This window comes from Oceanicoccus sp. KOV_DT_Chl (genome assembly GCF_900120175.1).
Classification (GTDB): Bacteria; Pseudomonadota; Gammaproteobacteria; order Pseudomonadales; family Dasaniaceae; genus Oceanicoccus.
In genome coordinates this window covers 701,887-713,959 of record NZ_FQLF01000002.1, presented here as the reverse complement: position 1 = coordinate 713,959, position 12,073 = coordinate 701,887, and the positions used below count along the sequence as shown (strand labels likewise).

Genomic DNA, 12,073 nt, shown 5'->3' with positions numbered 1-12,073 from the left:
GCGAGCATATCGCCTATCGGACTGAGTATGTGCTTAGTTAAGCAAAGTCAGTAAGTATTGGTTACTTTAACGCGAAAACTGAGTGACCTAGTAATGAATATTGTGTCATCTAACGGCGGCGCTTGCGGATGGTGGCGAGCTACAGCAGTCAGTAAGTTAAAGCGGTTTGGCTGATGTTAATAGTATGCAGAGGTTACTGGCGAATATGTTTCTTGAGTGGTCCGACAGCCCGAATCCAGGGCGCTTTTTTTAATGCGGGTGATATTTTATCAACTGCTGCTTGAGCTGCGGCGTAGTCAGGGTAAACGCCGAGAACCAATAAGTGCAAGTCACTCTTGTATTTTAGGGTTATGGGGCTGTGGTCTGATAGTTGCGGGTTCGCCGCCAGATAGTCAGTAATTGTGGTCTGTAGTTTGGCGGCCACCAGCTGCACTGCATAATAATTATCAGGGTATTCGCTTAGCGCAGACGATGGTTTCGTCATTGGATGCGCTTTATTCTGGCTGGCTTGATCGATAGTTTTAGCGGTTGCTACTGTGACTATCGCTTTGGTTGTTGGCGAGGTACTTGTCTGCGCTGGTTTTGATTGAGCTTTATTAGTGGTTGCAGGGATATCGGCAATGGAGACATCCTTACAGCTCCATTGTTTATTGCTATCGCTACTGCATAACCATTTGCTTTTTTGCTTACCTGCCCCAGCTTGGGCTGAACCGGTATCCAGCGAGTCCAGTGTGGCTTGTTGGCTACAGGCTGTGATTAGTGCCAGCAGGGCGATGAGCGCTAGGAAGTTTTTAGTCACAGATTTATTCTCACAGGCTTTTGCGGATAGCTTAGTCATAAACCTCGGTAAAAACAAATGTACCAAAGTACCACCAGCTTGGGGAATCAGACAGCTGGCGGCCATCCCTCCTGATAAACTTCTACTCGATTTCGGCCACAATGTTTGGCACGGTACAACGCTTGGTCAGTGCGGTCGATAAAGCATTCAGCAGTTTCGTTTGTTTGAAATCTGGCAACGCCGAAAGAGGCGCTGATACTATCAAGTACCTTATCCGAGTTTTTAATTTTGACTCTGAGTTGTTGGGTTTTATGCCGTAGCATTTCTGCGATTGCTTGTGCGTCTTCAATAGTTGAGTTGTTAACAATAATCGCAAACTCCTCACCCCCGTAACGAGCGGCGATCGCGTTGTCTGGACAGTAATCCTGTAGCAACTCTCCCATGCGGTGTAACACACGATCGCCTATCACATGGCCGTAATTATCATTAAAGGATTTAAAGTGATCAAGGTCGGCCAGTATCAAGCATACGTTTTCTGCAAGGCCTTCCGTATTGATCAGCTGATCTAGCTGGCGGTCAAAGGCGTGGCGGTTATAAAGCTGGGTTAGTTGGTCAATATACGCCTGTTTTTCAGCTTGCTTGAGTTGTTGTCGTAAATTACTAATTTCTTCGCTGGCGAGTTGCAAGTTGTCCTGGAAGTGTCGGTTGGCGGTGCGGATAGATTCACTGGTATTGATTACCTGATCGATAATAGCGGTAATTTCTCCGATCGACGCGGCTTGATTTAATTGATCGATATTGGCATTAATTTCCAGTTCAAAGTTGCTACTACCCAGCATAGAGTCGTTGAGATGATTGACTAATTGTGCGGCTAGTTGGGTTATACTTTCTAATGTTTTTTGGTGGTCTTCAAGGTGTTCATTAATTATATAGTAGCGATAGAGTTCTTCACTTAGGCGAGGAGTGAGGTTGCCTTTGGTTTTTGTCAGGCTATCCAGCGCTTTATTAAGTTCAGGAATGTGGTTGGCAACGTAGTTATACCAAAGCGTGTAGTTTATGGGGTTGGCCGGGACTTCATTGGCCATCATGTGGGGGATCGACTTTTTAAGATAGCTGGCAGCCGTTGCCAAATTTTCAGAGTAGTGCATCGTTAATTCCTTGTCCGTTTTGGGCTTAACTTTGAGCTTACTATGGGTGCATATTAACGTTGTTTTCTTGTTGGCACTATGGGAATCCTTGCCAATATCATAGCTTCTTTGCAACTGATGTAAAATCAGTGCATGATAAAGCACCTTTATAGCCCTGTTAGGCTATATTGATAATTATAAAGGCCGCGAATTTCGGCAGGAGCATGGTTGCTCTGGAGTATCGACAGGATAAGTTAGGTTAGTGCGTTATCAAGGATTACCTCGTAAATGACCATGGAAAATTCTGGCCTACGTAAAGTAGTTAGGGCCAGTGGCATTAAGCGTCGAAAGCAGATTTTAGAAGCTACATTAAGGGTTATATTAAGGGATGGAATACGCGGAGTACGACACCGCGCTATTGCCGAGGAGGCTAAAGTCCCGTTAGCTTCGACGACCTATTACTTCAAAGACATTGAAGAGCTCCTCAGCGAAACATTTCTCTTTTGGAACCATAGTGCCAATATTTATAGAGACCGCTTTCGAAATAAAATATTAGAACATCTCGGTACTGACTTCGATCAACAGCAGCTACAAGTTACATCTCTCCGCGACAATATTGCTAACACTTTCTCAGAGTTAGCTATTACCTATGTCAGCCACCAAATTACCCAGCACCGTGAAGATCGTTTGATTGAATTGGCGTTTCATCATGAGGCTGCTCGCAGCGAAAAATTACGACGGGTGGTGCATGGAAGTTTGGCCGGTCAATTTGATAGTCTGAAAATGTTCTATCAATTAATTGGTTCGGATAAAGCGGAAGCCGATGCGCAAATTACTATTAGTGTATTGCTGCGCTTGGAGCAGGAAGCGGTTTTGGCTGGCAGTGAAATCAATCAGGAAAAAATTGAAGATACCGTGCGCCGCCATATCAATGTGATGTTGTTGGCGGCGAGTGGTGATCAGCAAAGCAAGCCTTAACTGTTATCAGCAGCGTAATCTTGTTTAGCGTACCCAGCGCAAAAATTTAAATTTAAGCTGGCTATAGGGTGCGAATCGCAGCGGTAGATCTTTTAAGTTAGGACGTTTGATGACTGCCTTCATATGACTCAGGCGCTCAAAGCCACCAGGGCCACAATACTGTCCTATTCCACTAGCACCGACCCCGCCGAACGGTAGATTAGGTACCGTCATAAACATAAAGGTATCGTTTATACCCTGATTGCCACTGCTCAATTGTTGAATCCAAAGCCGCTGCTGGATGGGGTTGGTACTGAATAAATAGGCTGCTAAGGGCTTGTCCCGCTGCCGAATAAAATGGACCGCACTTTCAAAATCCGGCACGGTGATAATGGGTAGCAGCGGGCCAAATAATTCTTCTTGCATCAGTGGGCCGTCCAGCTCAGGCTCTAGGATGATGGTGGGAGCGATAAAGCAATCCTCGAGTTGATAGTCCCCGCCGTGAGCGATAGCTTCGCTATTCAGGTAAGGCTGTAAATAGTTGATCAGTCGTTGGCAGTGACGTTGGTTGACAATACGACCATAGCTCTCACTTTGTGCCGGTATTTCACCGTACATTCTCACAATGGTTTTTTTTAGCTCAGCCACTAAACGCTCGCGCATATTGGCGGTGGTCAGGATGTAATCCGGTGCCACACAAGTTTGCCCGGCATTACTTAATTTGCCCCAGATAATTCTCTCGGCAGCGATGCTGAGGTTGCAACTGTCATCAACGAAGACCGGGCTTTTACCGCCCAGTTCCAGCGTGACCGGGGTGAGGTGTTTGGCCGCTGCGCTCATCACAATTCTGCCGACCTGGCCGTTGCCGGTATAAATGATATGGTCAAAGCGTTGTTCCAGCAGCGCGGTAGTTTCTTCGACCCCGCCTTCAACGACGATTACCGCTTGCGGCTCAACATACTGCGGTAACAGCTTGGCGATTAATGCCGAAGTCGCCGGTGCTAATTCAGAGGGCTTTAATACAGCGCAGTTACCTGCCGCCAGTGTGGTCGTGAGTGGCGCCAGGGTGAGTTGCAAAGGGTAGTTCCAGGCGCCAATGATGAGCACTGTGCCTAGTGGTTCGGGTTGGATAAACGAGCTAGCAGGTTGGGCGGCTAGCGGCGTTGGCACTTTGCGCGGTTTGCTCCAGCGTTTGAGGTTGGCAATGCAGTGATCAATGTCATTGGTCACATAGGCGATTTCCATTGACCACGCTTCCATAGCTGGCTTGCCTAAATCGTCATTCAGGGCTTGTAAAAACGCTGCTTCGTTTTCCAGTAGCATGGTTTTTAACTGCTGCAGTTGTTGCTTGCGCCACTCTAAGGGGTGGCAATGACCCTGTTGGTGATAGTGGTGCAGGTTTTGAACTTCTGAACTGTAGCTGGGTGACATGATGGCGGTATCCGGTGCTCGGTTAGGTGGCAAAGAGTGTCTTGTGTATGGGGGGCGATTAATCAGTTTGGCGATAAGGTATACGTAATTTTTGATAAATAAAACTCAGTATCCACAGCGGCCCGATTAACAAAAATTGAATGTCCTCGAAAAATGATGGTTTTTTGCCTTCATAGGCGTGACCAACGAATTGCAATATCCAGGCGATAGTGAAGATTGTGATACATAACACCCACAGTTCGGTTGGGCCATAGCTGATATAGGCTTCAAAGGCCCAGCCGCAAGCAGCGACGATAACGACCATGCCAAGGGTCAAGGCAATGGATAAGGAGCAGTAAAAAAACCAGTGAAACCACTATCAATGGCAGCGCCCAATTGGTGATGCTGATTGCCTGCATAAAGTTGGGCGTCGGTAGCTGCCACAACAGCCCTAGCGTACAGAACAGTATGGCCGGCACACAGATAAAATGAATCCATTTATTGGTTGGGTGCTGATGAGTTTCACTGTATTCGTTCAGCCATTGGGTTAAAGATCGGCGCTGCATAATGTCTCCTTTTATAGATGCGAGATACGAGGTGATTAGAATCTAGCCTCTAGCCTTTCAGGTCGAATTCGCCAGAGTATGCCGCCCCTCAGTTGCAAATGCTGCGTTTATTCTAAAATTCGTCAGCTTTTGTGTGGGATTCTTTGAATTGCTCTGGATAGCTGGCTACTATTCGCAGCCATAACGGATCAATTCATCAGATAAGATAATTAGAATTATGGATACTTTACTGGTCGCTGCGATCGCCTTTGCTATGTCTCAACTAGTGCTTAGTGTGCTGCTGTTACTCGGCGGCGGTGTCTGGTCAATTCAGCAGCGCTTATTTGCCTTGCTGCTGGTTGCGGTATTTGCTTATTTGATTACGCCATTGACAAATTCGGTGTGGGTGAACTGGGCGGATGCATTAGCAACGGCGGTGCCCGGTATGTTCTGGTTATTTAGCTGCAGTTTATTTGATGATCACTTTCGTCTGCACCGATGGCAGGTGGCGCTGGTAGCGACTACCGTGTTTTTGCCTATTATTGGACGCTTGCTCCGTGGGTTTGATCAAGCGTGGGTGGAATGGGTATTTATTACCGCGCCACAGTTGTTGGAATTCATATTACTGGGCTTGACGCTATTGGTTGTTGCCAGATATTGGCGGGTGGATTTGATTGAGTCCCGACGTCGCTTGCGCTTGTGGTTTTGTGGTTTTAATGGCATTTATATTTTTGTACTGATTTTGTTTCGCGAGTTGCTATTTGCCGATGCGGATTGGTTAGGCACCTTGCAATACCTCCCGGTGGGGCTCACTCTGTTGGCGACCAACGCGATCTTGCTGCAGTACAAGCGGGGTTTGCTAGTGCCCGCAGAGCAGCTGGTGGTGCATCCAGTGCAGCAAAGTGTGGATAGGGCAGTAGCACCATCTACGCCTGAGCCGGCGATAGCATCCGCCGATGAGGTTGATCCGGAATTAGTGGACCGTATGAAAGCGCTGATTGAAGGGGAGGGTGTCTACCGCGAGATGGGACTGACTATCGGAGAGCTAGCCCATCGCCTGGAGATTCCGGAATATCGCTTGCGTAGAACGATCAATGCCGGTCTTGGCTATCGCAACTTTAACGATTTTCTGAATAGCTATCGCATCGCCGAAGCCTCCGAGCGCTTGGCAAATCCGGCACAGAAAGAATTACCCGTGTTAACCATCGCGCTGGATATTGGCTTTCGCTCGCTGAGTTCTTTTAATAAGGCCTTCAAAGATACCTACCACACTACCCCCACGGCTTATCGACGCCAGCAGCTGGGAGCTGATGAATAAACTATCGACTCAGTCATACAGGTCAACTGATTAGCCATTCCGGCATAGGTTTTGACCAACAATCCTCTAAAAAATACGGATTTTGTGAACTAAAGCTGACGGATTTTCAAAATGCGTAGGTGATTAGCGGTTTTCATAGGCATTATCCACGACTACTAACAGACGCGTTTCGTGTCATGCTTGCTTTCACCGTCACGATCAGGCCATTAAAGAAGGATTTTTTAATACTTGTGTGGAAACTCAATCCTTTTTTAGAGTTATTTGATGCCGTTGATTAATCAGACATTTCCCCCCGTTCTCCCCCTCTATCAAACCATCCCTGGCTGGTTGCTGCTGTGTGCTCTGCTGATATCTACCCCCGTAAATGCCGAGCAATCGATACAGCAGTATGGGGAAGATTTTTATATGGCTTACACCCCCAATAATGCGGAAGATATTTTGAGCCGGGTGCCCGGTGCCCAGGTGGTTGTTGATAAGGCCGATACTGGTGGCCGTGGTTTTAACGAGAATAGTCAGTTGGTGTTGATCAATGGTCGCCCGGTATCTGCAAAGAGTAATGGCATCAAAACGATCCTGGCCAGAATTGCGGCCGAGAATGTCGAGCGGGTAGATATTATTCGCGGTGGCGTAGATGGTTTAAATATCAAGCGCAGCGAGACCGTGGTTAACCTGGTCTTGCGCGATCAGGACAGTCTGGATTTGTCCTGGGATGCCAAAGTCACGGGCTATGAAGAGGGTCATCAGGCAGTCAATGGTGGCTTGTTTTTCAATCGGCAACAGGGTAGCAGTAACTGGATAGCTGGGTTGGAGTTATTCGATCGCGGCAAGCCGGAATTTGAGCAGCAGTGGCTCTATTCTCCGCAGCAGGAGTTTGAGAGTGCTTACGATCGTGTCCTGCAGGAAGCGGGCTGGAGTGGCAAGCTCAGTTCAACGCTGAGCTGGCTCGACAAAAGTAGCAATAATGTACAGCTGAATGTGCTGTATGAAGATATCCAGTATCAGGGCAGCAAGGATCAGCAACAATTGGCGGAGCAGCTGGGCGGCTTGAGTTGGATCAACTCAGAGATTTGTCAGAACAGGATTTAGGTTACAACTGGGAGCTGGGAGCAGACTATGCCATGTCACTGGACTCGGACGCGCAGCTGAAGTGGCAATGGATTCAAAATCGCAGCAGCCGTGATTTTGAGCGTGCTATCAATGACCAGTTTATTTTGGCGGGCGGCCCTGACTTTAATAGCCTGGAACAGAAACAAACCCACAACGGTGAGACCATTGCCAAAGTGAGTTTATTTGTTTCCCACAATGACGCCTTTAGTAGTCGAAGTGGCCTTGAGTTAGTGCATAACTTCATTGATCAACAACTGCTTTTGGTTGAGGACAGCTCCGTTGCAGAGGACAGTGATCAACGCATTGTAGAGGAGCGCGCTGTTATGTTTTGGTTTGGACAGTGGCAATTACTACCTGAATTGCAGCTGGATATAGGTTCCTCAGCAGAATATTCCAATGTCAGGCAGAGCGGTGATCTGCGCCAACAACGTGAGTTTTTCTATCCCAAGCCGCAACTGGAATTAAACTGGCGATTATCGTCGGCTGAAACTTGGCTGCTGGGTATCAATCGGGAAGTGAATCAGCTCAATCTGGCGGATTTCACTAATAGTGTTGATAGTGATAGCGATGAATTAAGGCCCTCTAATCCTGATCTGGAACAGGAAAAATCGTGGCAAATACGTATCCAGTACGAACGTATATTAGCCAATAATGGCGGCAATCTTAAAGCCAAATATTATTACCACGATATCGAAGACGTGGTTGATCAAATGCCGGTAAGCCCGACTGAATCGGTGTTGGGTAATATCGGCGATGGTGAGCGTCATGGCATTGCCGTGGAGCTGGATACTTCACTGGCGGAAAATACCCGCGGCACATTAAAGCTGGATTTGATTGATACCTCAGTCACCGACCCTTTTAACGGAGACACTCGTCAGATCAGTGGTGTCAGACACAATGTTTGGACGGCTGAAATTAAGCAGGAATATCCGGATTTGTCAGTGCCACTCAGTATTGGTTTGAAATACGCCTATAAAAGCCGTTATCAAAATCGTCGTATTGATGAAATTAATACCGTGTCAGAAAGTGATGGTTATCTGGATACCTATGTTGAATGGCAATTGCCCAGCAAGATGAATGTCAGGCTGGATGTGAAAAACTTGTTGGATAATACCGTTGAAACCGACCGGGTTAATTTTACCGAGTCGATCACTGCCGGCGGAGTAGAGTCGAATGAGTATTTTGAAAAAAGGTTAGGCTTGTTCGCAGAATTAAATGTGTCAGCTCAATTTTAAGGCTTTATCTTTCTTTAACAGTAAAACTTACTATTATGAGAGATATCGATACAACTGACTCGCTAGGGGCCCAAACGGGGTGCGAGCAGTTACTGGAGTGGTCAATATACGGATGTTTGGGGGGCGTTTTGCTCAGCACAATCGAAAAATAATGAACATTTGGAGATCAAAATGATTAAACACAGTTTCAGAGGTTCACGCGTAGTAAATAGCGCGGCCAGCGTGCTGGCGACCGCAGTTACACTCGCGTTAACTTCTACAGCCGCGCAAGCCCAAAATACGATTGAAGAAATCATCGTCACAGCCCAGAAGCAGATGGAAACCTTGCAGGATGTACCGATTGCAGTGACCGCGTTCTCCGAGCGTGATTTGAATAATCTGGTGGCGCAGGATATTGCGGATGTGGGCGAGTTTGCGCCCAATGTTGACTTGAGTCGGAATTCCACTAACCAGCCTAGCTACACTATTCGTGGTATTGGTACTCGGGACTTTGGGGTAGGTGCTGACCCTGCAGTGGGTGTTTATATCGATGGTGTTTATATAGGTAGGGCAGGCGCGTCTAAAGTCGCGTTCAATGATATTCAGCGTGTTGAGATATTAAACGGTCCGCAGGGAACCTTGTTTGGTCGAAATGCTGCGGCCGGTGCTGTGCAGTATATTACCAACAAACCTATCGCTGAGGAGCAAGGTTGGGTAAAAGCGACGCTAGGCAACTATGACAAGCGTAAATTGGAAGGGGTTTATAACATCCCACTTGCCGATAATCTTTATTTACGTACCGGCGCTTTATGGAATGAACGTGATGGTGATGTGGATAATGTCGGCCCTGCGGGTCCTGATACGTTTAATGGTGAGGATAATTGGTCGATTACCTCCTCTTTAGCTTGGTATCCCAAGGATGAGTTGGAAATTATCGCCCGCTTTGAGTACGACGAACTGGATACCGGTGCTCGTGCTCAAAATAGTGCCACCGTTGGCCCCAGAGATGGCAAACGCAGTGATTTTGATAAAGTCGCTTCCGATGATGATACGTATCAAACACGCGAATTATTTGGTGCTTCAGTCCATATAAGTTGGGAATTCGAGGAGTATGTATTGACCTCGATTACGGCCTACCGTGAATTTGAATCGGCCTATCGCGAAGAGCGTGACGGTTCAGCGGACCCTTTATATAAATTCAGTGATGAAAATTTTGAAGATAATGCCTCCTGGAATCAGGAATTGCGTATTAATACTACTACAGACGGGCCGCTGAACTTTACTGTCGGTGTTAATTATTCTTATGAAGATGCCGAGCAAACCAGTTCTATTTTCTTCAGTCCCACTTCATTTGAGAAAGCGCTGTGGGAAACAGTTTTAGGATCCCCTTATGCGGGCAATGAGGGTGTTGGTTATGATTTGGCCTTCTCTATTCCCTATATTCTTGCGCCAGGCCCAAACGATCTTAGTGGCTATGCGCAGTTTGATCGAATCTATGCCAGTGGCGCTGAAGCGCTAATGGCTGATGAGTTTAAAGAGTCATTCAAAGTGCGTGGTAAATATAAATCCTATGCCGCTTTTGCTGATGCGACTTATGCGGCGACTGAGGATCTGGATGTTACGCTGGGTGTTCGTTGGACGCGAGACGAAAAAGATTTTTCGCGATTTTCACAATTTAATGACTTTGGGATAGGCTTCGGCTTCCCAGTACAATCTATTTTAGATGCCTCGGGTAATTTGTCCCGTGAAGCCGGCACCAACGCTATTGATCCCTTTAATGGCACTTTGGGTTGGTACGATCAAAGTGAAGCATGGGAAGAAGTGACACCGCGGGCGGTTGTTGATTACCGGATTACCGAAGATATTCTGACTTACCTCAGTTACTCAGAAGGTTATAAAGCCGGTGGCTTTAACAGTGTCAATATGGAGGCCGACTCATTCGACCCTGAAAATGTTAAAAATTTAGAGTTAGGTTTTAAAACCTCCTGGTTAGATTATAGCTTGCGAGTCAACGGTGCCATTTTCCTTTATGAATATGAGAACTTGCAAAAGCTTGAAGAAAAGACTGGGGCATGTACGGCCAATGGTGTTACCACCTATGAATTTGATACCTTTGATGTTGAGGGTGAGGGTTTTGAATTATCGGCGATCTGGATTCCTGTCTCAGGTTTAACCCTGAGCTTTAATACCGGTAATCTTGATGCAGAATACACCCGTCGTATTATTGAAAAAGATATCAGCGGTAGCTGTACTGATATTGATGAAAAAGGTGAGTCCTTTTCTGAAACCCCTGACCTTAATTACAGCTTGGGTATCAACTACGCCTATTTCATGGATTCCGGTGCTGAGCTGAACTTTAATGCGGCCTATAACTATAAAGACAGTGTTTCAAGGGAGTCTTGTAAGTTTGTTGAGGAAAATACCGATGGCTCGGTTTCTGTCTATGGTTTTGACACCATTGATGGCGTCTTTCAGCAGATTAATGGTGGCGCTGGCCAGCCTGACTTTGTCGCAAGTAGCTGCCCTGATCAGCCTGAAAGACAGTTGCTGAATCTTAAAGTCACTTATATGGATGGTTCGGGTGATTGGGAAGTGGCGACGTATGTGCTTAATGCGACCGACGAGCACGGTGATGTTATGGATCCAGGTGGTTTAGGTGGTTCGTTGTCTTCGTCAATAACCGATGGCTCGCCTACCTATACACGTGATAATCCACGCCTCTACGGTGTTGAGTTTAAATACAACTTCTAAGGACGACATTTAAAGGAAGGTAAAATAACAAAGGGCTGGTTTTCAGCCCTTTTTATATTTAAAGCAAAAATAGTTAAACAAAAGCTGACGGATTGCAGAAATACAGGAGATTAGTAAGGATAAATCACCATAATCAGTCACTATTCTGATGGTAACTTTCCTGTCGGGCATGTTGTGGCACAGGAATTCGGACTGAGTTTATTACTATTGAAGGTCTTTCGTATGAAAAGATTCACTACATCCAAAATACTATTACTCGCTTCATTATTGATAGCGCCCATGCTAGCCTCGGCCGATGTTGTTGCTGGCAAGGCCCTGTATAGCAGCTGTGTCGCTTGTCACGGTGCCAATGCCGAAGGCAACCCTGCGATGAATGCCCCTGCTTTAAATGGGCAGTTCCCTGAGTATCTGGCACGTCAACTGAATCACTTTAAAGACGGTATCCGCGGCGCTGATGCCAAGGATAGCTTGGGCATGCAAATGCGCGCTATGACTGCTGTACTGGCGGATAAGCAGGCGATTACCGATGTGTCTGAGTATATTGCTTCGCTGCCGGTGACTGCAGTGGCTACTAAAATTGAAGGTGATGTGCGCAATGGCAATAACCTTTACCAAGGCAACTGTGGTTCTTGTCATGGCGGTAAGGGTGAGGGCAATCAGGCGTTGAATTCACCGCGATTGGCGGGTTTGGATGAGGCTTACCTGATCAGGCAGATCAATAATTTCAAACAGGGTATTCGCGGTACTCACCAAATGGACCGGTTTGGCCGGCAGATGAAATTGATGGCGAATACCGTGCGCTCGGATAAAGATTTATTGGATATGGCGGCGTATTTACACGCGCTGCCAGTACAATAAATAGCGCG

The 12,073-nt window shown here is 46.8% G+C and carries 11 protein-coding genes; 6 read left to right on the top strand and 5 right to left on the bottom strand.

Annotation, left to right across the window (positions count from 1 at the left end; all coding sequences use genetic code 11):
• Positions 1-193 precede the first annotated feature (193 nt).
• The gene (locus UNITIG_RS07005; RefSeq protein WP_145999113.1) at positions 194-838 is read right to left on the bottom strand and encodes an SPOR domain-containing protein; all 645 of its coding nucleotides are present in this window, start codon (positions 836-838) and stop codon (positions 194-196) included.
• 47 nt (positions 839-885) lie between these two features.
• Positions 886-1,926, bottom strand: a complete 1,041-nt coding sequence (locus UNITIG_RS07000) for a GGDEF domain-containing protein (RefSeq protein ID WP_101757735.1) — start codon at positions 1,924-1,926, stop codon at positions 886-888.
• Between the two features lie 267 nt (positions 1,927-2,193).
• Between UNITIG_RS07000 and UNITIG_RS06995 the strand changes: the two genes are divergently transcribed.
• Positions 2,194-2,883 carry a TetR/AcrR family transcriptional regulator gene (locus UNITIG_RS06995; RefSeq protein ID WP_101757734.1) on the top strand — a complete coding sequence of 230 codons (690 nt, stop codon included), beginning with the start codon at positions 2,194-2,196 and terminating at the stop codon, positions 2,881-2,883.
• A gap of 24 nt (positions 2,884-2,907) precedes the next feature.
• On the opposite strand, the gene UNITIG_RS06990 is transcribed toward UNITIG_RS06995, so the two are convergent.
• The 3 genes from UNITIG_RS06990 to UNITIG_RS23440 are packed head-to-tail and all read right to left on the bottom strand — an operon-like array spanning position 2,908 to position 4,838.
• Positions 2,908-4,326 (bottom strand): aldehyde dehydrogenase family protein, encoded by a 1,419-nt coding sequence (locus tag UNITIG_RS06990; RefSeq protein ID WP_200821217.1) that lies wholly within the window; start codon positions 4,324-4,326, stop codon positions 2,908-2,910.
• A gap of 25 nt (positions 4,327-4,351) precedes the next feature.
• Positions 4,352-4,597 (bottom strand): Mpo1-like protein, encoded by a 246-nt coding sequence (locus UNITIG_RS25505; protein WP_200821216.1) that lies wholly within the window; start codon positions 4,595-4,597, stop codon positions 4,352-4,354.
• Positions 4,560-4,838, bottom strand: a complete 279-nt coding sequence (locus tag UNITIG_RS23440) for an Mpo1-like protein (RefSeq protein WP_200821215.1) — start codon at positions 4,836-4,838, stop codon at positions 4,560-4,562. Before UNITIG_RS23440 ends, UNITIG_RS25505 begins: the two co-directional genes overlap by 38 nt.
• Positions 4,839-5,055: 217 nt before the next feature.
• Here UNITIG_RS23440 and UNITIG_RS06980 point away from each other — a divergent pair, with 217 nt between their 5' ends.
• The 5 genes from UNITIG_RS06980 (at position 5,056) to UNITIG_RS06960 (ending at position 12,065) form a co-directional block, all read left to right on the top strand.
• Positions 5,056-6,135, top strand: a complete 1,080-nt coding sequence (locus UNITIG_RS06980; protein ID WP_101757732.1) for a helix-turn-helix domain-containing protein — start codon at positions 5,056-5,058, stop codon at positions 6,133-6,135.
• Between the two features lie 264 nt (positions 6,136-6,399).
• Positions 6,400-7,221, top strand: coding sequence for a TonB-dependent receptor plug domain-containing protein (locus tag UNITIG_RS06975; RefSeq protein WP_101757731.1), 822 nt, complete (start codon positions 6,400-6,402; stop codon positions 7,219-7,221).
• Positions 7,185-8,477: a TonB-dependent receptor gene (locus UNITIG_RS06970; RefSeq protein WP_159931114.1), complete on the top strand. Its 1,293-nt coding sequence runs from the start codon at positions 7,185-7,187 to the stop codon at positions 8,475-8,477. The genes UNITIG_RS06975 and UNITIG_RS06970 overlap by 37 nt, the downstream gene beginning before the upstream one ends.
• Positions 8,478-8,648: 171 nt before the next feature.
• Complete coding sequence (locus tag UNITIG_RS06965; RefSeq protein WP_101757729.1) at positions 8,649-11,207, top strand: TonB-dependent receptor; 2,559 nt, start codon at positions 8,649-8,651, stop codon at positions 11,205-11,207.
• A gap of 222 nt (positions 11,208-11,429) precedes the next feature.
• Entirely contained in the window at positions 11,430-12,065 is a 636-nt protein-coding gene (locus tag UNITIG_RS06960; RefSeq protein WP_101757728.1) for a c-type cytochrome, read from the top strand.
• Positions 12,066-12,073 lie beyond the last annotated feature (8 nt).